Source organism: Paraburkholderia sp. EG286B (assembly GCF_040965655.1).
Classification (GTDB): Bacteria; Pseudomonadota; Gammaproteobacteria; order Burkholderiales; family Burkholderiaceae; genus Paraburkholderia.
The window spans coordinates 88,514-112,129 of record NZ_JBFRCF010000003.1; the positions used below are offsets into that span (position 1 = coordinate 88,514).

General features: G+C 68.0%; 22 protein-coding genes. 12 read left to right on the forward strand and 10 right to left on the reverse strand.

The window, feature by feature from the left end; genetic code table 11:
- The 7 genes from AB4Y42_RS06580 to acs all read left to right on the forward strand — a co-directional run bounded on the left by AB4Y42_RS06580 (window position 1) and on the right by acs (window position 8,173).
- Window positions 1–828 carry a beta-ketoacyl synthase chain length factor gene (locus tag AB4Y42_RS06580; protein ID WP_368693712.1) on the forward strand — a complete coding sequence of 276 codons (828 nt, stop codon included), beginning with the start codon at window positions 1–3 and terminating at the stop codon, window positions 826–828.
- Window positions 825–1,343 (forward strand): hotdog family protein, encoded by a 519-nt coding sequence (locus AB4Y42_RS06585; protein WP_368691747.1) that lies wholly within the window; start codon window positions 825–827, stop codon window positions 1,341–1,343. Before AB4Y42_RS06580 ends, AB4Y42_RS06585 begins: the two co-directional genes overlap by 4 nt.
- 22 nt (window positions 1,344–1,365) lie before the next feature.
- Entirely contained in the window at window positions 1,366–1,659 is a 294-nt protein-coding gene (locus AB4Y42_RS06590; RefSeq protein ID WP_368691813.1) for a hypothetical protein, read from the forward strand.
- 285 nt (window positions 1,660–1,944) lie between these two features.
- Window positions 1,945–4,278: a putative bifunctional diguanylate cyclase/phosphodiesterase gene (locus AB4Y42_RS06595; protein ID WP_368693713.1), complete on the forward strand. Its 2,334-nt coding sequence runs from the start codon at window positions 1,945–1,947 to the stop codon at window positions 4,276–4,278.
- Between the two features lie 123 nt (window positions 4,279–4,401).
- A complete protein-coding gene (locus AB4Y42_RS06600; RefSeq protein WP_368691745.1) occupies window positions 4,402–5,367 on the forward strand; it encodes a chemotaxis protein in 966 nt (321 codons plus the stop codon).
- A gap of 226 nt (window positions 5,368–5,593) precedes the next feature.
- Window positions 5,594–6,172: an acetate uptake transporter gene (locus tag AB4Y42_RS06605; protein ID WP_368691744.1), complete on the forward strand. Its 579-nt coding sequence runs from the start codon at window positions 5,594–5,596 to the stop codon at window positions 6,170–6,172.
- A 60-nt stretch (window positions 6,173–6,232) separates the two neighbouring features.
- The gene (gene acs / locus AB4Y42_RS06610) at window positions 6,233–8,173 is read left to right on the forward strand and encodes an acetate--CoA ligase (RefSeq protein ID WP_368691743.1); all 1,941 of its coding nucleotides are present in this window, start codon (window positions 6,233–6,235) and stop codon (window positions 8,171–8,173) included.
- A gap of 2 nt (window positions 8,174–8,175) precedes the next feature.
- Here the strand turns inward: acs and AB4Y42_RS06615 are convergent, their stop codons facing one another.
- Both AB4Y42_RS06615 and AB4Y42_RS06620 read right to left on the reverse strand, forming a co-directional pair.
- On the reverse strand, window positions 8,176–8,964 hold the full coding sequence (locus AB4Y42_RS06615) for an aspartate/glutamate racemase family protein (protein WP_368693714.1): 789 nt from the start codon (window positions 8,962–8,964) through the stop codon (window positions 8,176–8,178).
- Window positions 8,961–10,205, reverse strand: coding sequence for a D-amino acid dehydrogenase (locus tag AB4Y42_RS06620; RefSeq protein ID WP_368693715.1), 1,245 nt, complete (start codon window positions 10,203–10,205; stop codon window positions 8,961–8,963). The genes AB4Y42_RS06615 and AB4Y42_RS06620 overlap by 4 nt, the downstream gene beginning before the upstream one ends.
- 273 nt (window positions 10,206–10,478) lie before the next feature.
- Between AB4Y42_RS06620 and AB4Y42_RS06625 the strand changes: the two genes are divergently transcribed.
- From AB4Y42_RS06625 to AB4Y42_RS06645, 5 genes are all read left to right on the forward strand, one after another.
- The gene (locus AB4Y42_RS06625; protein WP_368691740.1) at window positions 10,479–11,645 is read left to right on the forward strand and encodes a branched-chain amino acid ABC transporter substrate-binding protein; all 1,167 of its coding nucleotides are present in this window, start codon (window positions 10,479–10,481) and stop codon (window positions 11,643–11,645) included.
- A 16-nt stretch (window positions 11,646–11,661) separates the two neighbouring features.
- Window positions 11,662–12,561: a branched-chain amino acid ABC transporter permease gene (locus AB4Y42_RS06630; protein ID WP_342922971.1), complete on the forward strand. Its 900-nt coding sequence runs from the start codon at window positions 11,662–11,664 to the stop codon at window positions 12,559–12,561.
- Window positions 12,562–12,564: 3 nt separating this feature from the next.
- Window positions 12,565–14,424 (forward strand): ATP-binding cassette domain-containing protein, encoded by a 1,860-nt coding sequence (locus AB4Y42_RS06635; protein ID WP_368693716.1) that lies wholly within the window; start codon window positions 12,565–12,567, stop codon window positions 14,422–14,424.
- Window positions 14,415–15,176 carry an ABC transporter ATP-binding protein gene (locus tag AB4Y42_RS06640; protein WP_368693717.1) on the forward strand — a complete coding sequence of 254 codons (762 nt, stop codon included), beginning with the start codon at window positions 14,415–14,417 and terminating at the stop codon, window positions 15,174–15,176. Before AB4Y42_RS06635 ends, AB4Y42_RS06640 begins: the two co-directional genes overlap by 10 nt.
- A 236-nt stretch (window positions 15,177–15,412) precedes the next feature.
- Window positions 15,413–16,141 (forward strand): helix-turn-helix domain-containing protein, encoded by a 729-nt coding sequence (locus tag AB4Y42_RS06645; protein WP_368693718.1) that lies wholly within the window; start codon window positions 15,413–15,415, stop codon window positions 16,139–16,141.
- A gap of 27 nt (window positions 16,142–16,168) precedes the next feature.
- Here the strand turns inward: AB4Y42_RS06645 and AB4Y42_RS06650 are convergent, their stop codons facing one another.
- The 8 genes from AB4Y42_RS06650 to AB4Y42_RS06685 form a co-directional block, all read right to left on the reverse strand.
- Entirely contained in the window at window positions 16,169–17,068 is a 900-nt protein-coding gene (locus AB4Y42_RS06650) for a LytR/AlgR family response regulator transcription factor (RefSeq protein ID WP_368691736.1), read from the reverse strand.
- Window positions 17,065–18,201: a sensor histidine kinase gene (locus tag AB4Y42_RS06655; protein WP_368691735.1), complete on the reverse strand. Its 1,137-nt coding sequence runs from the start codon at window positions 18,199–18,201 to the stop codon at window positions 17,065–17,067. Before AB4Y42_RS06655 ends, AB4Y42_RS06650 begins: the two co-directional genes overlap by 4 nt.
- The gene (locus tag AB4Y42_RS06660; RefSeq protein ID WP_368691734.1) at window positions 18,198–18,575 is read right to left on the reverse strand and encodes a DUF2306 domain-containing protein; all 378 of its coding nucleotides are present in this window, start codon (window positions 18,573–18,575) and stop codon (window positions 18,198–18,200) included. Before AB4Y42_RS06660 ends, AB4Y42_RS06655 begins: the two co-directional genes overlap by 4 nt.
- A 154-nt stretch (window positions 18,576–18,729) precedes the next feature.
- Window positions 18,730–20,253, reverse strand: coding sequence for a response regulator (locus AB4Y42_RS06665; protein WP_368691733.1), 1,524 nt, complete (start codon window positions 20,251–20,253; stop codon window positions 18,730–18,732).
- A complete protein-coding gene (locus AB4Y42_RS06670) occupies window positions 20,250–21,659 on the reverse strand; it encodes a sensor histidine kinase (RefSeq protein WP_368693719.1) in 1,410 nt (469 codons plus the stop codon). The genes AB4Y42_RS06665 and AB4Y42_RS06670 overlap by 4 nt, the downstream gene beginning before the upstream one ends.
- Window positions 21,652–22,776 (reverse strand): ATP-binding protein, encoded by a 1,125-nt coding sequence (locus AB4Y42_RS06675; RefSeq protein WP_368693720.1) that lies wholly within the window; start codon window positions 22,774–22,776, stop codon window positions 21,652–21,654. The genes AB4Y42_RS06670 and AB4Y42_RS06675 overlap by 8 nt, the downstream gene beginning before the upstream one ends.
- Entirely contained in the window at window positions 22,761–23,186 is a 426-nt protein-coding gene (locus AB4Y42_RS06680) for an anti-sigma regulatory factor (RefSeq protein WP_342922961.1), read from the reverse strand. Before AB4Y42_RS06680 ends, AB4Y42_RS06675 begins: the two co-directional genes overlap by 16 nt.
- 42 nt (window positions 23,187–23,228) lie before the next feature.
- The gene (locus AB4Y42_RS06685; RefSeq protein WP_368691730.1) at window positions 23,229–23,588 is read right to left on the reverse strand and encodes an STAS domain-containing protein; all 360 of its coding nucleotides are present in this window, start codon (window positions 23,586–23,588) and stop codon (window positions 23,229–23,231) included.
- Window positions 23,589–23,616 lie beyond the last annotated feature (28 nt).

The window sequence follows — 23,616 nt, forward strand, 5'->3', positions numbered from 1 at the left end:
ATGAGACTTTCCGCATTCATCGAGAGCGTCGGCGTGATCGGCCCGGGTCTCGCCAACTGGCCGCAGACGGCCGACGTGCTCGCCGCGCGCACGCCCTACGCGAGCGCACGCACGGTGCTGCCGCCGCCGGAAGGGCTGCCGGCGGCAGAGCGCCGCCGCACCGGGGCCGTCGTCAAGACCGCGCTCGCCGTGGGCCACGAAGCCGTCGCGGCGAGCGGCCGCGATGCGACGACGCTCGCCGCCGTGTTCGCGGCCTCGGGGGGAGATGGTCAGAACTGCCACATAATCTGCGACGCGCTGGCCGGCGACGACCGCCTGCTTTCGCCCACGCGATTTCACAACTCGGTGCACAACGCGCCCGCGGGCTACTGGAGCATCGCGACGCGCGACCGGGCCGCATCGAACGTGCTGTGCGCGCACGACGGCAGCTTCGCGGCGGGGCTGCTCGAAAGCGCGTGCCAGGTGGCCGTGGACGGCGTACCCACCTTGCTGATCGCCTACGACGCCGACTATCCCGAGCCGCTGCACACGTTGCGTCCCGTGGCCGATGCATTCGGCGTCGCGCTCGTGCTCGCGCCGCAGGCGAGCGCGGCGACGCTCGCGCGCCTGGACATGACGCTCACCGAAGCGCTGGCGACGCCGCTCGCCTCGCCCGAACTCGAAGCGCTGCGCACGAACAATCCCGCCGCGCGCGTGCTGCCGCTGCTCGAAGCGCTCGCGTGCATGGACACATCCGGCCGGCCTGCGAGCGTGGTCATCGACTACATGCCGGAGTTGCGCGTGCAAATCGACGTCACGCCCCTGGACGCCTCTGGAGAGGGGGCATGACGACGCAAGCCACCCTGCCGGCTACGCTCGCGGACGTGATCGCGAACACCGCGCCGGGCGCGCCGCTCGACCGCGCGTGGATTGCGGCGCGCATCCCGCACAGCGGCGCGATGTGCCTGCTCGACGCGGTGCAGGCGTGGGACGAAACGCGCATCCGCTGCGTGGCGACCAGCCATCGCGATCCGCGCAACCCGCTGCGCTCGCGCGGCCGCCTCGCGGCGGTGTGCGGCGTGGAGTACGCGGCGCAGGCCATGGCGGTGCATGGCGCGTTGCTCGGCGCACTGGATGGCGCAGCCGCGGGGCGCCCGCGCGTGGGTTTTCTGGCGAGCGTGCGCAGCGTGGTGGCGCATGTCGAGCGCCTCGACACGCTCGCCGCGCCGCTCGCGATCGAAGCCGAGCGCGTGAGCGGCAGCGGCAATACGATACTCTATGGTTTTACGGTGCGCGGCGCGGGCCGCGTGCTGCTTACGGGACGCGCGGCGGTCATGCTCGACGCGTCCGCAGTCATTCGATGACAATACAAAAGGGAGCCCGATGATGAAATCCAAACGGTTCATACTTGCCGCGCTCGTGCTGGGCATGGCCAGCACGATGGCGCACGCCGACCTTCACGAAGTGAAGGAGAACATCAAGCACGACTCGAAGGAAGCGGCCACGAAAACCGGCCACGCCGCCCGCGACTTCGGCCACGCCACCGCGCACGCGGCGAAGACGGTGGGCCACGGCATCGCGCATGCGTCGCGCGAAGGTTACGAGGCCACCAAGCGCGCGACCAAGCGCGTGTTCCACAAGGACGGCAGCAGCGAAAGCAGCGAGAAGAGCCAGGCGTGAGGTGATTTTTGCTATGTGCCGGCGCGCGTAGTCGTTTACCCTCGCGACGACCCACGCGCCGCGCATCCCCGCCCACCCGGCGCACCTTCCCGTCCGCTCCCTGTTAACCAGCTCGCCGCCGGCTTCCCAACGCTTCAAGAATCGCGCCGCCCTTGCCGTTAACGCAGGGGCGGCGCAATCGCTCGCCTGACGGCGGGCGGTTTGCCGCGCACCACACTAGAGATCGAGCCGGCCGCGGGCGCTACCTGCACCACACGCACCGCGGCAACAAGAGGGGAAGAAGGTATGGTCTATTCCCAAGCGGCGGGAGCGTTCGGCGCAGCGGGATCAGGGGGCGGTCAGTCGGAGGTGTCGAGAGAATCGGACGGGGCAACCAGCGGCGCCGCGAGCGGAACAGACGCGGCGCTCGCCCAGGAGCGCAGCGTATTGCGGCTGGTGTCGCGCAGCATGCCGCTGCCGGAACTGCTGGCGGAGGTCTGCGGCCGCGCCGGGCGGCTGCTGGGCGCGGGCGCGAACTGCGCGGTCCTGCAACTCGATGCCGACGGCCAGCGCCTGCGCATCGGCAGCGCGCCGTCCTTGCCGGCGCAGTATCACGCCGCGTTCGACGGCACGCCGGTCGGTTCCGGCACGAGCCCGTCCGGCACGGCGATCGCCGAGCGGCGCACGGTATGCGTGGAGGACTACGAACTCGCGCACGAGTGGGGCGAGTACCGCCGCATCGCGCTCAACAGCGGCCTGCGCGCGGTCTGGACCACGCCCCTCGACGACGACAGCGGCGGCGTGCTGGGCGCGCTCGCCGTGTACCAGAGCCGGCCCTGGCGGCCCAGCGCGGCCGAGGAGGCGCTGCTGTGCGACATCGCCCGCAGCGTCGCGGCCATGCTCAACCAGCAGACCATGGCCGAGCGCCTCGCGCTCAGCGAAGAGCACCATCGCCTCGTGGTGGATCACCTCAACGAAGGCATCGTGATGCAGGCCCGCGACGACACCGTGCTCGCCTGCAACCGCAGCGCGCGGCGTCTCCTGCGCCTGCCCGAGGACGCCATCGGCCTGAGCATCATGAAGGTGATTCCGCGCGTGCTCGACGAAAGCGGCAAGCCCCTGCCCATCTCGAAGCGCCCGAGCATGAAGGCGCTCGAAACGGGCAAGCCGGTGCTCGGCGAGACGGTCGGCCTCGAACTCGCGGACGGCGAGATCGTCTGGGTGAGCGAGAACGTGCTGCCGATCTTCCGGCCCGGCGAAAGCGAGCCGATCTCCGTGGTGGTCTCGTTCACGGATATCGGGCCCGTGCGCGAGGCGCAGCAGCAATTGCGCTACCTCGCCACGCGCGACGCGCTCACGGGCCTGTACAACCGCACCTTCCTCGCCGAGCGCATGCACGCGATGCTGGAGCGCGCCACGTGTTCGGCGAAGCCGGCGCTGCTCTTCGTCGATCTCGACGGCTTCAAGAAGGTCAACGACACGGGCGGCCACGAAGCTGGCGACTCGCTGCTGCTCGACGTGGGGCGGCGCCTCACCGGCTGCGTGAGCGAGGCGGACACGCTCGCGCGCGTGGGTGGCGACGAGTTCGTGATCGCGGTGTGCTGCTACAAAAGCGTGGACGAACTCGTCGGGCTCGCGCAGCGCGTGCTCGGCGCGCTTGCCGCGCCGTTCGCGGTGGCGGGCAACGAGTACTACCTGGGCGCCTCGATCGGCATCAGCCTCTATCCCGACGATGGCCGCAGCGCCGCCGCGCTCATGCGCAACGCCGACTCGGCCATGTACGCGGCCAAGCAGCGCGGCACCAACCAGTTCCAGTTCTTCACGACCGAGCTGCGCCAGCGCCTGCAGCGCCGCTTCCAGATCGAGCGGGGGCTGCGCCGCGCGCTCGCTTCGGGCGAACTGCGTCTCGTCTATCAGCCGATCGTGGATGGCGAAAGCGGCCGCATGATCGGCGCGGAGGCGCTGCTGCGCTGGGAGAGCGAGGAGCTGGGCCAGGTCTCGCCGGTGGAGTTCATCGCCGTGGCCGAGGACACCGGCATGATCATCCCGATCGGCCAGTGGGTGCTCGAGCACGCGTGCCGTCAGGCCGCGCAGTGGCGGCGCCTCTTCGCGCCCAACTTCGTCATGGCGGTCAACTTCTCGCCGCGCCAGATCGCGGACGGGCTGGTCGAGCAGGTGGAGGGGTGCCTCGCGCGCACGGGGCTCGCGCCCGATGCCCTCGAAGTGGAGATCACCGAAGGCATTCTCATGAGCGACAGCCAGAGCGTGCTGCCCCTCCTGCATGCGCTGAACGCCATTGGCGTGCGCATTTCGGTGGACGACTTCGGCACCGGCTACTCGTCGCTCGCGTATCTGAAGCGTTTTCCGCTGCATCACCTGAAGGTCGATCGCACGTTCGTGGCGGGCCTGCCCGACAACCGCGATTCCGTCGCGATCACCCAGGCCGTCGTGGCGATGGCGCATTCGCTCGGCATGCGCGTGACCGCCGAAGGCGTGGAAACGCCCGAGCAGGCGTCGTTTCTGCGCTCGCTGCGCTGCGAACGGCAGCAGGGCTACCTGTTCGGCAGGCCGGTGAGCGCTCAGGCCTGCGCGGTGCTGCTGCGCGAGCATGCCGCCGGCCGCGTGCGCGAGGGCGTGTGACGTCCTGATCCGGCACGGTCGTGCGGGAGCGGCAGGCTCAAGATTTCCCGCGCCAGGCCGTAGACGTTGGCAGGGAGCGGATGCCGGACGCATCGCGCCACACGTAAAGGACACGAGAGAATCATGGATAGCGGCTTCGCAATCGACGAACGAACCCGCCTGACAAGCACGAACCAGTTCGAGCTGCTGCTTTTCCGTCTCGGCGCGGCGCCGGGCAGCGAGGTTGGCGAAGTCTTCGGCATCAACGTTTTCAAGGTACGGGAAATCCTCAGCATGCCGGCGATCACGCCGATCGCGGCGTCGTCCCCCTACGTACTCGGCGCGGCGAACATCCGCGGCCAGGTGATGCCCGTGATCGACCTGCCGCGGCTCATGGGCTGCGAGCCGGCCACGGGCCGGAACATCCTGCTCGTGACCGAATTCGCGCGCTCTACCCAGGGCTTCGCGCTCGAAAGCGTGGACGAGATCGTGCGGCTCGAATGGAGCCAGGTGCTGACCGCCGACGTCACGATGGGCAACCGCGTGACGAGCATCGCGCGGCTCGAGAACGACCCCGAGAGCAAGAAGCTCGTGCAGGTGGTGGACGTGGAGCAGGTGCTGCGCGACGTGTTCCCCGCGCAGCACGGCGCGGTCGTGCCGGAAGACGTGGGCGAGCCCGCGATGATTCCGCCGGGCGCAAAGGTGCTGGCCGCCGACGACTCGGGTTTCGCGCGCGAGCTGATCGGCCAGAGCCTCAAGGCGCTCGGCGTGGAATACACGATGGCGAAGACGGGCCTCGAGGCGTGGAAGCAGCTCGACGCGATCGCGACGAGCGCGGAGCGCGACGGCGTGCGCGCGAAGGATCGCATTGCGCTCGTGCTGACCGACCTCGAAATGCCGGAGATGGATGGCTTCACGCTGACGCGCAAGATCAAGGCGGACCCGCGCACCGTGGATATTCCCGTGGTGATTCATTCGTCGCTCACGGGTACCGCGAATGAAGCGCACGTGAAGAACGCAGGCGCGAGCGGCTATGTGGCGAAATTCGCCGCTGGCGACCTCGCGGGTGCGATTCGCAGCGCGCTCGCCGGCAAGCCCATTTACGCCTGATTTCTTCAGCTTATGTTCGCGCCGGTGCGCAATGCGCCGGCGCGTCTTCCAACCCGATTCCTCATACCTGTGCCTGCCAGGCATGCCCTATGCGCGCTATCGAGCGCCACATTGTCGGCATAAATATCACGTTGTGATATGTTGCCTATAATGACTTGGCAGGTGCACTTATTTTGCGCGCTTGTGGCCATGTCGATGGCCGACTGTCTGCGCGAGGAGGAGGATCATGGGTGGCAATCTTTCCAACCCGGCACCGCTAGGCCTTGCCGGATTTGCATTCACCACGTGGATGCTAAGCATGATCAACGCGGGCTGGTACAGCGCCGATTCGATGGGCCTCGTGCTGGCGCTCGCGTTCGCATTCGGCGGCACGGCGCAGATGATCGCCGGCGTGATGGAGTTCCCGCGCGGCAACACGCTCGGCACCGTGGCGTTCCTGAGCTACGGCGCATTCTGGTGGTCCTTCGCGCTATTCGCCGCGTTCCTTGGCACGAAGGTGCCCGAGTCGTTCGTCGGCTGGTATCTGCTCGTCTGGGGCGTGTTCACCTTTTATATGTGGATTGGCTCCATGCATACGAGCACCTCGGTCCAACTCGTGTTTCTCGCGCTCTGGATTACATTCGGACTGCTTGCAATCGGTATATGGAGTGGCATGACGATGATCACGCGGCTGGGCGGCTATGCGGGCCTCATCACCGCCGTGCTGGCCTTCTATGCCTCCGCGGCCATGGTGATCAACGAGAGCTTTGGGCGCATCGTGCTGCCCACGCATCCCTACGTCGCGCCGCAACCGCGTGCGGCTTGAGTGTTCCCGACGCCGCCGCGCCGTTGCGGCGCGGCGGCGCCTCATCCCGAGGAGTGAATCATGGATGAGCATCGGGTCTTTCCGCCGCCCGCGGAATGGACCGCAAAAGCATGGGTCGATCAGGCCGGATACGAAGCGATGTACCGCCGCTCGATCGAGGACCCCGAAGCATTCTGGGGCGAGCAGGGCAAACGGCTCGACTGGATCAAGCCCTATACCCAGGTGAAAGACGTGTCGTTCGCGAGCCGCGATCTGCACATACGCTGGTTCTACGACGGCACGCTGAACGCCAGCAGCAATTGCCTCGACCGGCATCTGGCGACGCGCGGCGATCGTCCCGCCATCATCTGGGAAGGCGACGATCCCAAGGTGAGCCGCACGCTCACGTATCGCGAGTTGCATGCACAGGTCTGCAAGTTCGCCAACGCGCTGAAGTCGCTGGGCGTAAAGCGCGGCGAGCGCGTGACCATCTATATGCCGATGATTCCCGAGGCCGCCGTGGCCATGCTCGCCTGCGCGCGCATCGGTGCGATCCATTCGGTCGTGTTCGGCGGCTTCTCGCCCGAGGCGCTGGCCAACCGCATTCAGGACTGCGCCTCGACCATCCTCATCACCGCGGACGAAGGCGTGCGCGGCGGCCGCACGATCGCGATGAAGGCCAGCGCCGACGACGCCATGGCGAAATGTCCCGACGTGACGACGTGCGTGGTGGTGCGGCGCACCGGCGGCAAGGTCGACTGGCGCGAAGGACGCGACCACTGGTATCACGATCTGATCGATCGGAGTCCTGCGGATTGTCCACCGGAAGCGATGAACGCGGAGGATGCGCTCTACATCCTGTATACCTCCGGATCGACGGGCAAGCCCAAGGGCGTCGTGCATACCACGGGCGGCTATCTGACTTACGTGTCGCTCACGCATCAGTATGTGTTCGACTATCACGACGGCGACATCTACTGGTGCACGGCGGACGTCGGCTGGGTGACGGGGCACAGCTATATCGTGTACGGGCCGCTCGCCAACGGCGCGACCACGCTCATGTTCGAAGGCGTGCCGAACTATCCGGACAGCTCGCGCTTCTGGCAGGTCTGCGACAAGCACAACGTGCAGATCATCTACACGGCGCCGACCGCGATCCGCGCGCTCGTGCGCGATGGGGAAGGGCCGGTCAAGCGCACGTCACGCAAGTCGCTGCGGCTGCTCGGCACGGTGGGCGAGCCGATCAACCCGGCGGCGTGGCTCTGGTATTACGAGGTGGTGGGCGACAAGCGCTGCCCGGTGGTCGACACATGGTGGCAAACCGAAACGGGCGGCATCATGCTCACGCCGCTGCCCGGCGCGACCACGCTCAAGCCGGGCTCGGCCACGCGGCCGTTCTTCGGCATCCGCCCGGCTATCGTCGATGAAAAGGGCACCGTGCTCGAAGGCGCGGCGGCGGGCAGCCTTTGCATGCTCGACTCGTGGCCGGGGCAGATGCGCTACGTCTATGGCGACGCGGACCGCATGCGCCAGGTCTACTACAGCCAGTTCGAAGGCAAGTACTACACGGGCGACGGCTGCTATCGCGACGCCGACGGCGACTACTGGATCACGGGCCGCATCGACGACGTAGTGAACGTCTCGGGCCACCGGCTCGGCACGGCGGAGGTGGAGAGCGCGCTGGTCTCGCATGCCGACGTGGCCGAGGCGGCCGTGGTGGGCTTCCCGCATTCGCTCAAGGGGCAGGGCATCTATGCCTATGTGACGCTCAAGGCGGGCGTGGAGCCCAACGAAACGCTGCGCGCCGATCTGGTCGCGCTGGTGCGCAAGGAGATCGGGCCGATCGCCAGCCCGGACTGCATCCAGTGGGCGCCGGTGCTGCCGAAGACGCGCTCGGGCAAGATCATGCGCCGCATTCTGCGCAAGATCGCCGATGGCGATTACGACAATCTCGGGGACGTTTCAACGCTTGCCGACCCGCGGGTCGTGAAGGAGTTGATCGATCATCGCGTTGCGCATTGAAGTCACTGGCGCGTGAACAGGCGCCCCAGTTGCGGCTCGCTATCCTGCACCCCCGCGAGCCGCAGCGCGTGCCACGCCATCGCATAGTTGCTCGACAGCACGGGCTTGCCGGTCTGCGCTTCGATCTGCGGCACGAGCGCGGCCACGCGCAGGCTCGTGCACGACACGAACACCGCATCGGCATCGTCGTGGCGCGCCAGCGTTTCTATTGCACTGCGAATCGAATTCGCGTCGATGCGCGCCACCTCGTTGTCGTCCGCATGCTCGAACGAAGCCATGCGCGTGACGGTCACGCCGCGCGCCTCGATGTAATCGCGCAGGAAGTCGTTGATGGTGCGCACGTAGGGCGTCAGCAGCGCCACGCGGCGCACCTCGAGCGCCTTTAGCGCGGCGAGCGCGGCCGTGATCGGCGTGGTGCAGGCAATCTCGGGCCGGGCCTCGCGGATGCGCGCCGCGACCTTCTCTTCGCCTATCACCATCGAAGCCGACGTGCAGCCGAATGCCACCACGTCGAGGCGCTCGCCGGGCAGCATGAGGCTCACGGCGGGGGCGATGCGCGCCTCGATTTCCGCGAGGCGCGGCGGCGTGATGTCCGGCGAATTCTCGAGGCGGCTCTCGTAGAATGCGACGCCCGGCTGGCGCAGCAGGTCGCGCCATTCGTATTCGATCGTGTGATCGGTGGCCAGCACCACGAGGCCGATTGCGGCGCGGCGGGCAATGCCGCCGTCGAGCGCGAAATCGAGCTTCGTGTAGGCATCCTCGTGATTTTGCGGCGGTGCGGTAATGGTCATCTCAGCGTCAGTCCCGTCATGTCGAGTTCGGGCTCGCGCCCGGCCATGATGTCGGCGAGCAGTTTTGCGGTGCCGCACGCCATGGTCCAGCCCATGTGTCCGTGACCCGTGTTCAGAAAGAGGTTGCGGTGGCGCGTGCGGCCGATCAGCGGCGTGCCCTCGGGCGTCATCGGGCGCAGCCCGGCCCAGTACGCCGGCTGCGTGTAGTCGGCGCCCTGCGGGAAGAGTTCGCGCGCCGCCTGCATCATCGAAGTGAAATCGCCGGGCGTGTGCCGCGTGTCGTAGCCCGCGAAATCCGCGGTGGCCGTGAAACGCAGGCGTGCGCCAAAGCGCGCCCATGCCACGAGATGGTTCTCGTCCACCCCGCCCATCTCGGGCGGGCGATGCTCGGGCCCGCACGGAAACGTGGCCGAATAGCCCTTCACAGGATAGACCGCGATGCGGTAGCCGAGCGGCCGCGCGAGGATCGGCGACCAGGAACCGAGCGCGAGCACGTAGTCGTCGCCCTGGATCACGCCGGCGCTCGTGCGCACGCCCGCAATGCGGTCGCCGGCGGCTTCGATGGCTTCGATCGGGGCGTCGAACACGAAGCGCACCCCCATACGTTCGCAAACCTCCTTGAGCCCACGCGTGAAGCGGTGCGCGTCGCCGCTTGCGTCGCTGGGGCAATAGATCGCGCCCGCGATGCGCCCGCGCGCGTGGGCGAGCGCGGGCTCGCGTGCCGCGACCGCGGCGGCGTCGAGCGTTTCGAGCGGCAGTCCGTTTTCCACGAGGATCGACATGTGGGCGCGGCCGCGCTCGAACGAGGCGGCGTCGCGATAGAGATAGAGCAGGCCCCGGCTGATGAGGTCGTATTCGAGCTGCTCGCGCGCCGTGACCTCCTGCAGTTGACGCTGCGAATAGCGGCACAGCCTCACCTTGCGCGAGGTGTTCTCGCGCGAGCGCGCCTCGGTGCAGTTGAGCAGGAATTGCGCGCACCAGGCCCACATGTGCGGATCGGCCTTCAGGCGCAGGCGCAACGCCTGGCCCTCGACGAACAGCGATTTGAGCAGGATTTTCGGCGCGCGGGGCGAGGCCCACGTGTACGAGTGGCCCGGCGCGACGAGCCCCGCGTTGGCGAAACTGGTTTCGAGCGCAACGCCTGCGCGCCGCTCGATCACGGTGACGTCGCGGCCGTCGCGCGCGAGGTAATACGCGCTCGTGACGCCCGCGATGCCGCCGCCCAGTACGATGGTCTTCATTCGCGCCCCTCCGTGCGTGTATACAAAGTACCTTCACGCTGCCGCGAGCGCACGCAATTTGTATACGCGCATACCCTATGGCAGCTAAACGGTTGCATGCATCTATCATGGATAAGTCGTTATGCGCCGGTACCCATGCAAGCTGCGCGCCATGAGCGCGCGAGGCCTGCAGGGCATCGCACCGGACGAATTATTTCGTTTCGCTAACTGACCGCGCGGGCTCGCCTGCGTTGCGGCATCGCCCGGTCGGGTCCACGCTCAGGAGCCGCTCATATGAATCCTCAGAACAATGGCGCGCTGCACGCAACCCTCGCGCTCACGCTCTTTTCGCTCGCTGCGCTGGCGCCTGGACTCGCCCAGGCGCAGACCATCAAGATCGGCGTGCCGGTGCCGCTTTCGGGCAGCAGCGCCGCAGCAGGCACGGATATCCTGAACGGCGCGAAGCTCGCGGCCGCGAAGATCAACGCGGCGGGTGGCGTGCTCGGCAAGCAGATCGAACTCGTACCCGAAGACGACGCGTGCGACGCACAAACGGCGGTTCAGGCCGCACAGAAACTCGTGGACGCGGGCGTGGTTGCCGTGGCGGGCGGCTACTGCTCGAGCGCGGCACTGCCCGAATTGACCGCCTTCCACCGCGCCGGCATTCCCTACGTGCTCGATGCCTCGACCAATCCGAAGCTCACGGAAATGGGCTACGACAACGTGTTCCGCACGATTGGCCGTGACGACGAGCAAGGGCCTTTCGCGGCCAGCTTCATGAAGAATTCGCTGCACGTGAAGCGCGCGGCGGTGATCGACGACAACACGACCTATGCCAAGGGTCTCGCGCAGAACACCGTGGAATCGCTCAAGAAGATGGGCGTGGACGTCGTCTACGCCGACTCGATCACGCCGGGCCAGATGGATTATTCGCCGACGCTCACCAAGGTTTCCTCGCTCAAGCCGGACGTGATCTATTACACGGGCTATTTCTCCGAAGCGGGTCTGCTCGTGAAGGAAGCGCGTCAGGTGGGCCTGAAGATGACCTTCATGGGCGGCGACGGCACCAATGACCCCACGCTCATGAAGACGGCAGGGCCGGCCGCCGACGGCATGATCATCACGACGGCACCGCTCGCGCAGTTCCTGCCGGGCGCGCACGACTACCTCGATCAGTACACCAAGACCTATGGACAGGGGCCGGGGCCGTACTCGGTGTACGAGTACGACGCCGTGGGCGTGACCGCCAAGGCCATCGCCGACGGCAAATCGGCCAAGCCCGCCGACATCAGCACCGCGCTGCACAAGATCACGAACTACCAGGGCGCCACGGGGACGATCGGCTTCAATCCGAAGGGCGACCGCAGCCGCGCCGTGTACATCACGGTCGTCGTGCACAACGATCAGTTCGAGCCTTACCAGCGCCAGGATGCCAACGGCAAGTGGGTGGCAATGAAGTAAGCGCCCCGGGCCGCTCATGAGCACCTTTTTCCAGTTCGTCATCGAGGGGCTGACGATCGGCTCGTTCTACGCGCTCGTCGCCCTCGGCTACACGATGGTCTACGGCATCATCCGGCTCATCAACTTCGCACACGGGGATCTCTTCATGGTGGGCGCGTTCGTGGGCTGGACCGCGCTCGCAGTGCTGGCGGCCGCGCGCCTGCCGCTCGCGCTCGCGCTGTTCGTGGCCTTCGCGGCGGCCATGCTCGCGACCGGCGTGCTCGGCGTGGCGATCGCGCGCGTGGCCTATCAGCCGTTGCTGCGCGCGCCGCGCCTGTCCATTCTCATTACGGCGCTGGCCGTTTCGCTGCTGCTGGAGAACGGCGTGCTGATCGCCTACGGCGCGGGCTTTCGCACCTACCCGCACCTGCTCACGCATACCGGCTTCGACGTTGCGCAAGTGCACATCACGTTTGCGCAGATCGGCATTATCGCGGCCAGCTTCGCGCTGATGATCGCGCTGTATTTGTTCGTACACCATACGTTCGTCGGCACGGCCATGCGCGCACTCGCCATCGACCAGGATGCGGCGCGGCTCATGGGCATCGACGTCGAGCGGCTCATCCAGCTCACGTTTTTCATCGGCTCGGCGCTCGCCGCGGTCGCCGGCGTGATGGAAGGGCTCTTCTACACGCAGATCAACTTCTTCATGGGCTTCGTGCTCGGGCTGCGCGCGTTCACGGCGGCCGTGCTCGGCGGCATCGGCAATATTCCGGGCGCCATGGTCGGCGGCTTCCTGATCGGCTTGCTGGAGGCGTTCGGCGCGGGGTATGTGTCCTCCCAATGGACCGACGTGTTCGTGTTCGGCGTGCTGATCGCCGTGCTCGTGGTGAAGCCCACCGGGCTGTTCGGCGAACGCGTGGTCGAGAGGATGTGAGCCATGCGCGCGCGGGCCACGGACACCTCATGGGTCGTTTCCGGCGTGCTGATCGCGTTGGCGATCGCGCTGCCCAAATTCGCGAGCGGCTATATCGTCGACGTCGGGCTCACCATCATCACCTACGCGATTCTGGGCCTCGGCTTGAACATCGTCGTGGGCTATGCCGGCTTGCTCGACCTCGGCTACGCGGCGTTTTTCGCCATCGGCGCCTATACCACGGCGCTGCTCGAAACGCTGCTGCACTTCTCGTTCTGGGCGACGCTGCCGTTCAGCCTGGTGTTCGCGGGCGCTTCCGGTGTCGTGATCGGCTATCCCACCTTGCGTCTGCGTAGCGACTATCTCGCCATCGTCACACTCGGCTTCGGCGAGATCACGCGCATCGTCGCCACCAATCTCGACATTACCGGCGGGCCGAATGGCATTTACGGCATCGAGCCGCCGAACCTGTTCGGCTTCGAGTTCAGCTCGCCGCGCTCGGTGTACGTGCTGGGCATGGCGTTCTTCATCGTCGTGCTGGTGTTCGCCGTGCGGCTCGGTCGCTCGCGCCTCGGGCGCGCGTGGACCAGCATCCGCGAGGACGAAGCCGCCGCCGAGGCGGTGGGCGTCGCGACCCTGCGCGTGAAGATGCTCGCGTATGTGATCGGCGCGCTGATCGGCGGTCTCGCGGGCAGTCTGTTCGCCGCGCGCTTCGGCACGATCGACCCCACCGCGTTCACCTATCTGCAGTCGGTGACGATCCTCATCGTCGTCGTGATGGGCGGACGCGGCAGCATTCCCGGCGTGATACTCGGCGCGCTGATCGTCGCGGGCCTGCCGGAAATGCTGCGCTTTTTGAACCTGTGGCGTATTTTCGGCTTTGCCGTGGCGCTCGTCGTGCTCATGTTGTTGCGCCCGCAAGGACTGTGGCCCGCGCGCGTGAGGCGCGCCGCGCCGCGGCCCGAGGAAGAGACGGTGGCGCACGAAGCGGAAGCCGCGGAGGCGGCGGGCAAGGAAACCGAGGCGGCCGTTTCCATTGCCGATAGCGGCGGCCTCGAAGCCGCCGCCGCGCGCGAGACCCTGCTCGAGGTGCATGACCTCGAGCGCCGCTTCGGCGGCGTGCGTGCGATCGGCGGCATCACCTTCCAGGTGCGCAGCGGCGAGATTCTCGCGTTGATCGGCCCGAACGGCGCGGGCAAGACCACGGTGTTCAACTGCCTGACGGGCGTGATCCGCCCGAGCGGCGGCCGCCTCGTCTGGCGCGGCGAGCCGCTTGGCGGCGGCGCGCCCCATCGCAACGTGCATCGCGGCATCGCGCGCACGTTTCAGGGCATTCGCCTGTTCAACCATATGAGCGCGTTCGAGAACGTGCTGATCGGCATGGATCATCGTCTGCACACGGCCCTCGTGGCGGAACTGGTGGGCACGCGCGCGGCGCGCGCCGAGGCGGCCGAGCACGGCGCGCTCGGGCAGCGCTGGCTCGATCTCGTGGGGCTAGGCGCGCGCGCGAGCGAATATGCCTCTGACCTCCCGTATGGCGATCAGCGCAGGCTGGAAATCGCCCGCGCGCTGGCGAGCCAGCCACGCCTGTTGCTGCTCGACGAGCCCGCCGCCGGCATGAACCCAACCGAAAAGCACGCGTTGATGGCGCAGATCCGCGGCATCCGCGACCTCGGCGTGACGGTGCTGCTGATCGAGCACGACATGGCGCTCGTGATGGGCGTGTCCGACCGCATCATCGTGATGGACCATGGCGAGATCATTGCGCAGGGCACGCCCGCGCAGATCCAGAACGACCCGGTGGTGATCGACGCCTACCTGGGCACGGCCGAGGAAGACGACGGGCCCGACGCCACGGACGGGGAGAAGTCGCTATGGGGGTAGACGCGGCCGGCAAACTCCTCGACGTTCGCGACCTGCGCGTGAACTACGGCAACATCGAAGCGCTGCATGGCGTTTCGCTCGATGTCGGGCCGGGCGAGATCGTCGCGCTGCTCGGGGCCAACGGCGCGGGCAAGACCACGACGCTGCGCACCATCTCCGGGCTGCTGCGTCCGCGCGGCGGCAGCATCGCGTTCGAGGGGCAGGCGCTCGTCGGGCTGCCGTCGCATCGCATCGTCGCGCTCGGGATCGGGCACGTGCCGGAGGGGCGCCGTATTTTCGGCGGGTTGACGGTCGAGGAGAACCTGCGCCTGGGCGGCTACCTGTTGCGGCGCGACCCCGGCGCGCTCGACCAGGGTATTGCTCAGGCCTACGAAACGTTCGGCCGGCTGCGCGAACGCAAGGACCAGCTCGCCGGCACGCTGAGCGGCGGCGAGCAGCAGATGCTCGCGATTGCGCGCGCGCTCATGCTCAAGCCCAAACTCGTGCTGCTCGACGAGCCTTCCATGGGGCTCGCGCCCAAGCTCGTGCGCGCGATCTTCGAAGTGATCGCACGCATCAGCCACGCGGGCACGGCGGTGCTGCTCGTGGAGCAGAACGCGCGCCAGGCGCTGCGCATCGCGAACCGCGCCTATGTACTGGAAGGCGGCCGCGTGGCGCTCGCGGGTTCGGCCCATGAACTGGCCGACGACAACCGGGTGCGCGCCACCTATCTCGGCGGCAGCGCGGCGGCGCAGGAGGGAGGCGCCGTCTAGGCAGCGGAATCGATTCTCTTGAATATTCATTGAGAGTATAGAGAATCATTATCGTTTGCATTAGCAATTAATCGTCATCCGATGCAAAATACGAGGCACGGCGTGGCGCGATGCGCATGGCATAAATTGCGCAAAACAGCTATTTTTCTGGAAAATCAGCGAAGGAATTCCCGATTGTGGATCAGATCTGGCGGCAACGGCCTGAAGTCCCGCACCGCAAGCCCGAACGGCCAATCATGGCGGCAAGCTCCGAATACGACGCTGCCCAGCGGGGATCGTGGTTTTCGCACGACCAGGGGCGGTTCGTCTTTACGGAGAGCGGGGTGCTGCGGGTGACGACGCCCATCGGCATGTGGACGCTCGGGCCGCAGCGCGGAATGTGGATCGCTCCGCGCGTGCGCCACGAAATGATCGCGACGAGCGCGGTGAGCCTGCATAGCGTGTCGTTCGAGCCGGAGGCGTCGCCGTGGCCGGAATCCGCATGCCACGCGGTGCGGGTTTCGCCGCTGTTGCGCGAACTGGTGGCGGCGCTGGTCGAAGACCGCCAGCGCGGCCCCGAGTGCCGCTACGCGCTCATTGCACCGCTGTTGCTCAGCGAAATGCGCGATGCGCGCGAGGCCTCGGGCGGCGGGTTGCCGCTGCCGCTCGACCGGCGTTTGCGGCAGATCTGCGATTTCCTGCTGGCGGCGCCGGCCAACGGCGACTCGCTCGCGACCTGGGGCGAGCGCGTGGGGGCGAGCGAGCGCACGCTCGCGAGGCGCTTCAAGAACGAGACCGGGTTGACGTTCGGCCACTGGCGCCAGCAGCTGCGCATCGTCGAAGCCGTGTCGAAGCTCGCCCAGGGCGTGCGCGTGGCCGAGATCGCGGCCGAACTCGGCTATGCGAATTCGAGCGCGTTCATCTCGATGTTCCGCAAGACGATGGGCGAGCCGCCCCAGCGGTATCTGAAAAGCGAGCCGCGTTGAAGGCGTGTGCCGTTGTCGCGGCGCGCGTCACATCTGCTTGAACAGGTGCGCGTACTGGCGGCTCACGTCGAGGGCGCCCGCGTGGCCGCGCAACCGCAACGTCATCTTCCCGATCGCGCTGACCGAGGCGCATTCCACCTGGTCCACGTTGACCACCGTGCCGCGGTGAACCTGCCAGAAGCGCGCCGGGTCGAGTTGCGCGCATAACTCGCGCAGGCTCGTGCGGATCAGCAATTCGCCGCTGCGCGTCGTGACCACGACATATTTGTCGGCGGCTTCGAAGTACAGCACATCTTCCACCGGCACCATGCGGATGTCGTTGCCGCTGGAGGCGCGCAGATACCGCAGCGGCGCCCCGCGCGGGGCGCTATCGGCATTGCCCGCTCGCGCACCGGCGCGCGCTTCGCGAACGTCCTGGGTGATCGTTTCCAGCTGGCGCAGCACGCGTTGCAGATCGGCCTGCATCTGCGGTGCCTCGGCGTCGTTCGCCGGCGAGCGCGCGAGCCGGGCGCGCAGGCGCTCCACCGTGCGCGCGAGCCGCGCAGCCTCCACGGGCTTGAGCAGATAGTCGATGGCCGCGGCCTCGAAGGCTTCGAGCGCATAGGCGTCGTAGGCGGTCACGAACACGATTTGGGGCGGCGCGGCGAGATTCGCGCAGGCGCGCGCGACATCGAGGCCGGTCGCGCCCGGCATGGCGATGTCGAGGAACGCGACGTCGGGCGCGAGCGCGCCGATGCGTTCGATGGCTTCCTCGCCGTTGCTGGCCGTCGCCACGATGCGCAGTTCCGGCCACACGGCGGCGAGTTCGCGCTCCAGGGCGGCGGCGATCAGCGGCTCGTCCTCGGCGATCAGTGCGGTCGGGGTGTCGGGCGAGCGGCGCGGGGCGTCGCTGTGTTGCGCCGTATCGGCGGGCGCGTGGCGTTTCATGATCCGGACTCCTGCACGCTCACGCCAACGGTGTCGCGCAGCGGCAGCCGGACCTGCGCAACGAGGCCATGCGGAACGTTCTCGATCAGCGTGAGCGACGCCTGCTCGCCGTAGAGCGCCGCAAGCCGCTCGCGCACGTTCACGAGCCCGACGCCCGCGCCCTGGGTGCCCGGCGTCGCGCCGAAGCCCGGGCCCGTATCGGTCACGCTCAGTTCGACATGCTCACCGTCGCGCCGGGCGAGGACGTCGATTCTGCCGCCCTCGAGCGCCCCCTGGATGCCATGCTTGAGCGCGTTCTCCACGAGCGGCTGCAACAGCATGGGCGGCACCGGGAGGTCGGCGCAATCGCGCGGCAGGTCGAGCGCATAGGCGAGGCGCGGGCCGATACGCATGGCGTGCACGGCGAGCATCGAGTCGAGCACCTTGAACTGCACCGCGAGCGTTTCGCTTTGCGCGCGCGAGGCCTCCAGCGTCGCGCGCAGGAAGCGGTTGAGGCTCGCGAGCAGCTCGCGCGCACGCGGCGGGTCGGAGGCGATCAGGCTGTCGAGCGTCGCCAGCGTGTTGAAGAGAAAGTGCGGCTCGATCTGCGCCTGCAGCGCCTGCAGGCGCGCACTGAGCGCCGTGCGCTCGGCGGCTTCCTTTTGCCATGCCGTGCGCGCGACCTGTTCGCTCAACTCGGCTATGCGCGTGCGCGACCAGCCGTACCAGGTCACGAGCAGCGTGGCGGTCAGCGCGATCCAGCCGGTGAGCGCGAGATCCTTCGTCGCGAATGCGTTGTGCAAGCCGATGCCGAGCACCACGCTCGCGATGCCGCGCCCGAGCGACGCGCCGAGCACGATGGCGAGCACCATCGCGAGGGCGAGCCGCGGGCCCGTGAGCGCATTGTGGCGTTGCAGGAAAAAGCGGCCGACGTCGAGCAGCAGCATGATCGACAGCCCGATCGCCTGGCTGAAGACGAGGTTGTCGATGAATCGCTCGTGCACGCCCGCGGCGGTGAGCGCGACCGCAATCAGCGCGTTGCCGATCACGACGATCACGGCCTCACGCGCGAATCCGGCGAGCAGGACATTGGCCGCCGGCGCGGGGAGGCGGGCGGCGGCGTTCGGAAACTCGACGTGCGTGCCAGGAATCATGCGATCCAGCTCGTGACGATGAGGTTGAGCAGCCGGTGCGGCGTCGCAATGGCAGCGAGACCGGCCGCGATGAGACTGAAGAACGAACCGCGCATGGCGAGGCGATGGCCGCGGACGTTGCCGTGGCGGATCGCCCAGATGGCGCGCCCGACGCTCGCGAACGTCAGCAGCGACAGGCCGTGCACCCAGGACAGATGCCCCGGATGCAGCTCGCGGATGTCGAACGAGCTGAGCGCGGCGGCGAACATCGTCAGCGCCCAGAGGCGGCCGAGCCATTTGTGCCGCGCGCTGCCCTTTTCGGTCAGCATGACGGCGGTTCCGAGTATGACAGAAAGCGTTGCGGCGACGACGTGCGCGGCAATGATGGCAGACATGCGGCTCTCCTTGGCGGGTCGAGCGGGGGGCGATGTCTGCAGTGTGGTGAGTGGGGGCGGGGCGGGCGAGGGGGATGCGACGAAGCGCGGGGAAACGGGCGCGAACGGGAATTCGGTGGCGCGAACGGTCGGCAGGCGAAGCGCACGGCGCCACTCAATCCGGCGGCGCGCTTTCGATTTCCCGCAGGATCTCGTCGTACGGCGCCGGCTTGACCAGATGCCGGTCGAAGCCCGCATCGCTCGCCGCCTGGCGGTCGCGCTCCTGGCCGTAGCCCGTAAGCGCGATCAATTGCACGTGGGCGGTGGCCGGCTCGGCGCGCAGCGCCTTCGCGAGCGCATGGCCATCCATGCCGGGCAAGCCGATGTCGAGAATCGCCACGTGGGGCAGGAAGCTCTGCGCGAGCGCGAGCGCGCTCGGACCGTCGTGCGCGACGCGCACCTCGTGGCCTTCGAGTTCCAGCAGCATGAGCAGCGAGGAAGCGGAATCGACGTTGTCGTCGGCGATCAGCACGCGGCGGCGCGCGGGCTCAGTCTGGTGCCCCGCGCCTTGCGATTTGCCGAGCGGCGCTTCGCATTGCGGCACCCGCGCGAGCGGCAGACGCACGACGAATTCCGAGCCGTGCCCCAGCCCGTCCGAATGCGCGCTCACCGAGCCGCCATGCAGTTCCGCGAGTTCGCGCACGAGGGCGAGGCCGATGCCGAGGCCGCCGTCGGCGCGCTTCACGGCTTCGCGCGACTGCATGAAAAGCTCGAACACATAGGGCAGCTCGTCGGGCGCGATGCCGATGCCGTTGTCGCGCACGCGAATCAGGATCTCGTAGACGTCCGCTTCGAGCCGCAGCGCGATCTGGCCGCCTTCGGCCGTGTACTTGGCGGCGTTGGAAAGCAGGTTGCTGATGATCTGCGCCACGCGTATCGCGTCGCCGGTCACGTGGCACGGCTCGCAGTCGATCTCGACCGTGAGCGTTTGCGATTTCGCGTCGAGGAAGGGCCGGCTCGTTTCCACGGCGACCTGGACGATCTCGCGCAGGTCGAGCGTGCTCATCTGCAGCGCGATCTTGCCGTGCGAGATTCGCGAGACGTCGAGCAGGTCGTCGACGAGGCGGCCGAGATGCTCGACCTGGCGGCTCGCGATCTGCCGCGCGTCGGCGCGCATGGTGTCGTTCGCGCCGTGGCGCGGGTCGAGCAGTTCGATGGCGTTGCGAATCGGCGCGAGCGGATTGCGCAGTTCGTGCGCGAGCGTCGCGAGGAAGCGGTCCTTGCGGCGGTCGGCGTCGCGCAGCGCCTTTTCGGCAGCGTAGAGGCGCAGGAGCGCGCGCACGTTCGCCACCAGCTCGGCGGGCTCGACGGGCTCGGTGAGGTAGCTGTCGGCGCCGCCGTCGAGCGCGAGAATCTTGTCGCGCGTCTGCACCGCGGCGGCGGAGGTCTGCAGCACGAGCGTGGAGTTCGTCTCCGGGTCCGCCTTGATGAGGCGGCACACCTCGATGCCGCTGATGTCGGGCAGCTTCACGTCGAGCAGGACGATCGCAGGCGCCTGTCCGCGCACGGCTTCGAGCGCGGCCTGGCCCGTCGCGGCTTCGATCACGGCGTAGCCGGCGTGGCGCAGCACGCGCGACTTCACGTAGCGCGCGCCTTCGTTGTCGTCGACGTTGAGGATGAGTGTGGCGTGCGCGTTCATGGCGCCGCGTCCCCGGAGATCTCGGGTTCGTTCTCGACGGACATGGCGAGGCGCACCGGCAGGTTCAGGCGGAACGTCGAGCCCACGCCGGGCTCGCTTTCCACGCCCACTTCGCCGCCCAGCAGCGCCGCAAGCTTGCGGCACAGCGGCAGGCCAAGGCCCGTTCCCTTCACGCGCTGCTGGAGGCGGTTCTGCACCTGGCCGAACTCCTCGAAAATGATCTGGTGGTGCTCGGGAGCAATTCCGATGCCCGTGTCGGCGACGAAGAAAGTGATGCGCGCTTCGTCGCCGTCGCCGGGCATGCACTGGGCGCCCACGCGAATCTGCCCGCGCTCGGTGTACTTCAGCGCGTTCGAAACGAAATTGCGCAGGATCTGCGTGAGTTTGGGTTCGTCGGTGTAAAGCTGCGGCAGGCCTGCGGTGGAGCCGAATTCGAGCGTGACGTCGGGCGTGTCGAGCAGCGGCATGAGCATCGTGCGCAGCGCGGCGAAGAGGTCGGCGGGCTCGAACCACGCGGGCACGACTTCGGTCTTGCCGGCTTCGATCTTCGCGAGATCGAGCAGGTCGTTCACGGTCTCGCCCAGGCTTTCCGCAGACGAAAGAATCAGCTTGACCTGGCGTTCCTGCTCTACGCTCAGGTCGCCGTCCAGCCGGTTGAGCAGCAGGTTGGCGAGCGCGCGGATCGAACTGAGCGGCGTGCGCAGCTCGTGGCTCATGTTCGAGAGAAAGCGCGTTTTCATCATGTCGGCGCGGCGCAGTTCCTCGGCGCGCTCGTCGAGTTCGGCGTAGAGCGCCACCACGCCGCGGTTGGTCGCTTCCAGCTCCTGCGTGAGGCGCGAGAGTTCTTCCTGGCGCTCGCGCAGTTCGTCGAGCGCCGTCACGAGTTCGCGGTTCTGCTGCTGCAGTTCTTCGAGCGAGTCGCCGTGTGCGCCTTCCTGCGGACTGCGTGCAGCCAGTTCGCGCACGATGCGCTCGAGTTCCGCGCCGCTCGCCTCGCTGCGCTCGTGCGGCAAGTCGCGCGCCATGGTGACGGTCGTGCCGCCGGCCGACGAGCGAATCTCGAAGCGGTCCATCAGACGGCGGCTGCCCGTGATGCCGAGGCCCATGCCGCCGGGCGATCGCCAGGTGCCGTCGAGCACGGCTTCGAGCTCGCGCACGCCGGGGCCCTGGTCGCTCACCTGCACGGCGAGCGCTTCGCGCGGCCGCTCGCCTTCCAGCGCGAAGGCGACTTCGCCGCCGCCCGCATATTCGAACGCGTTGCGGGCGATTTCGGAGACGGCGCTCGCAATGCGCGTCTGGTCGAGCGGCGAGAAGCCGAGCCCGGCGGCCAGCTCGCGCGCGCGGCGGCGCGCGGCGACGACGTCCTGGGCGGTTTCCAGCCGGATGCGCAGCAGGGGCTTATTCATGGTTCAACTGTACTCCGGGGCGTGCGCGCACGACGACGACGGTGGCGTCGTCGCGCCGGCGCGCGAAGTCTCGGTAGAGGACGGCCGCGATCACGACGGCGGGCTGGTTGGCGAGTCCGGGCCAGGCGGCGAGGTCCCAGCGGGTGGCGATGCCGTCCGAATGCAGGACGAGCAGCGCGTTCTCGCTCCACGTCAGTTCGAACTCCTGGATGCCGCGCATCGTGTGGCCCACGATGCCGTTGCGCGAGACGAGCTGATAGCACTCGCGCGCGGACGGTGCTGCGCTGGCGGGCCGATGCGTGTGGCCGCCTGAAACGCGGTTATCGATGGGGCGGCCCGCGCCATACGCGACCGCCGAGATGTTGCCCGTGCCGCAGAACGCGAGCGCGCCGCGCGCCAGGTCGATGCGCACGAGCGCGAGCGCCGCGCCGCGCGTGGGGCGCAGGGCCGCGTGCGAGAGCTCCATCAGCGCGGCGGGTGCGAGGCCGGCGCGGCGGCGCAGCACGTCGAGCGCGGCCACGGCGGCCACGTGGGCTTCGGCGCCGTGGCCGAGGCCGTCGGCGAGTGCGAGCGTGAGGCCGCTCTGGTCGGCCTGCGCCCGCCAGCCGTCGCCGCTGACTTCCTCGCCGGGGTGTGGCACGCACACGGCGCCGACCTCGGGGCCGGTGAATGCCGCGCGCGCGGCGTTGCCGCCGCTTTTCTGCACCAGCACGCGCAACACGGTGCCTACGCCCGGCTGCGAGTAAATGGCGAACTGGTTCGAGAGCCGCCGGATCGCGCCGAGCCCGGTGCCGGTCGTGCCGGTCGTGGAGTGGCCGTCGGCGAGCGCGGTGCCCACGTCGGGCATGCCGGGGCCGCTGTCGAGCGCGATCAGCTCCACCGCGCCCTCCAGCGCGCACACGAGCAGTTCGCCGTGGCCGGCATGCTTGAGGATGTTGGTGGCCGCTTCCGTGAGCACGATTGCGAGGCGGCCGGCGTCGGTCTCGCCGAGCGCGGCAATGCGCGCGGCTTCGCTGGCGCCGCGGCGTGCAAAGGCGACGCCGCTGGCGTCGCTGACCTCGAAGGAGCGGTGGGTGCCGCCGGCTGAACCGGCCGCACCGTCTAGCGTACTTTCCATTTCGTGATGGTGACCGTCGTGCCGCCACCCGGAGTCGATTCGATCGTGAAGTCGTCGCACAGGCGCCGCGAACCGCCCAGGCCGAGGCCCAGGCCATTGCCGCTCGTGAAGCCGTCCTGCAGCGCGCGCTCGATGTCAGCAATCCCCGGACCCTGATCGACGAACGAGAGCTGCAGTCCCACGCGCACGCCTTTTTCCAGCACTTCGAGGCGCGCATCGCCGCCGCCGCCATGCTGCAGCGTGTTGCGTGCGAGCTCGCTCGCCGCCGTCACGAACTTGGTCTGTTCGATGAGCGAGAAACCCTGCGCGATGGCGGCGTCGCGCACGATCTGCCGCAGCCGGACGATTTCCTCGTCCGATCTCAGGCTCACCTGGGCCGCAAGCCTGCCGGTCGTGTCGTTGCTATTCATGATCGAACGCAAGAGACGTGCTAGCTAACGGAGTAATGGGACTCAACGGAGCTCACGCTGCTTGAGCAGCGCCATGCCTTTTTCGACGTTCAGCGCGGTGCGCACGCCCGACAACGTGAGGCCGAGCTCCACCAGCGTGATCGCCACGGACGGCTGCATGCCGACCACCACGGTCTGCGCGTCGAGCACCATCGCCATGGCGGCCGTGTTGCCGATCATGCGGCCGATGAACGAGTCGACCACGTCGAGCGTCGAGATGTCGATCAGCACGCCCTTGGCCGACTCTTTGACGATGCGCTCGGTGAGGTCGTCCTGCAGTGCGATCGCGAGGCGGTCGTGCATGTCCACCTGGATCGTGACGATCAGGCAGTCGCCGAGGCGCAGAATCGGAATGCGTTCCATCGTGTGCGGTTCCCGTGCTTCAGTGGCG

Bases quoted from the DNA above. Each gene is read 5' to 3' on its own strand.
- AB4Y42_RS06580 (WP_368693712.1), top strand. From the start codon at position 1: ATGAGACTTTCCGCATTCATCGAGAGCGTCGGCGTGATCGGCCCGGGT.
- AB4Y42_RS06585 (WP_368691747.1), top strand. From the start codon at position 825: ATGACGACGCAAGCCACCCTGCCGGCTACGCTCGCGGACGTGATCGCG.
- AB4Y42_RS06590 (WP_368691813.1), top strand. From the start codon at position 1,366: ATGAAATCCAAACGGTTCATACTTGCCGCGCTCGTGCTGGGCATGGCC.
- AB4Y42_RS06595 (WP_368693713.1), top strand. From the start codon at position 1,945: ATGGTCTATTCCCAAGCGGCGGGAGCGTTCGGCGCAGCGGGATCAGGG.
- AB4Y42_RS06600 (WP_368691745.1), top strand. From the start codon at position 4,402: ATGGATAGCGGCTTCGCAATCGACGAACGAACCCGCCTGACAAGCACG.
- AB4Y42_RS06605 (WP_368691744.1), top strand. From the start codon at position 5,594: ATGGGTGGCAATCTTTCCAACCCGGCACCGCTAGGCCTTGCCGGATTT.
- acs (WP_368691743.1), top strand. From the start codon at position 6,233: ATGGATGAGCATCGGGTCTTTCCGCCGCCCGCGGAATGGACCGCAAAA.
- AB4Y42_RS06615 (WP_368693714.1), bottom strand. From the start codon at position 8,964: ATGACCATTACCGCACCGCCGCAAAATCACGAGGATGCCTACACGAAG.
- AB4Y42_RS06620 (WP_368693715.1), bottom strand. From the start codon at position 10,205: ATGAAGACCATCGTACTGGGCGGCGGCATCGCGGGCGTCACGAGCGCG.
- AB4Y42_RS06625 (WP_368691740.1), top strand. From the start codon at position 10,479: ATGAATCCTCAGAACAATGGCGCGCTGCACGCAACCCTCGCGCTCACG.
- AB4Y42_RS06630 (WP_342922971.1), top strand. From the start codon at position 11,662: ATGAGCACCTTTTTCCAGTTCGTCATCGAGGGGCTGACGATCGGCTCG.
- AB4Y42_RS06635 (WP_368693716.1), top strand. From the start codon at position 12,565: ATGCGCGCGCGGGCCACGGACACCTCATGGGTCGTTTCCGGCGTGCTG.
- AB4Y42_RS06640 (WP_368693717.1), top strand. From the start codon at position 14,415: ATGGGGGTAGACGCGGCCGGCAAACTCCTCGACGTTCGCGACCTGCGC.
- AB4Y42_RS06645 (WP_368693718.1), top strand. From the start codon at position 15,413: ATGGCGGCAAGCTCCGAATACGACGCTGCCCAGCGGGGATCGTGGTTT.
- AB4Y42_RS06650 (WP_368691736.1), bottom strand. From the start codon at position 17,068: ATGAAACGCCACGCGCCCGCCGATACGGCGCAACACAGCGACGCCCCG.
- AB4Y42_RS06655 (WP_368691735.1), bottom strand. From the start codon at position 18,201: ATGATTCCTGGCACGCACGTCGAGTTTCCGAACGCCGCCGCCCGCCTC.
- AB4Y42_RS06660 (WP_368691734.1), bottom strand. From the start codon at position 18,575: ATGTCTGCCATCATTGCCGCGCACGTCGTCGCCGCAACGCTTTCTGTC.
- AB4Y42_RS06665 (WP_368691733.1), bottom strand. From the start codon at position 20,253: ATGAACGCGCACGCCACACTCATCCTCAACGTCGACGACAACGAAGGC.
- AB4Y42_RS06670 (WP_368693719.1), bottom strand. From the start codon at position 21,659: ATGAATAAGCCCCTGCTGCGCATCCGGCTGGAAACCGCCCAGGACGTC.
- AB4Y42_RS06675 (WP_368693720.1), bottom strand. From the start codon at position 22,776: ATGGAAAGTACGCTAGACGGTGCGGCCGGTTCAGCCGGCGGCACCCAC.
- AB4Y42_RS06680 (WP_342922961.1), bottom strand. From the start codon at position 23,186: ATGAATAGCAACGACACGACCGGCAGGCTTGCGGCCCAGGTGAGCCTG.
- AB4Y42_RS06685 (WP_368691730.1), bottom strand. From the start codon at position 23,588: ATGGAACGCATTCCGATTCTGCGCCTCGGCGACTGCCTGATCGTCACG.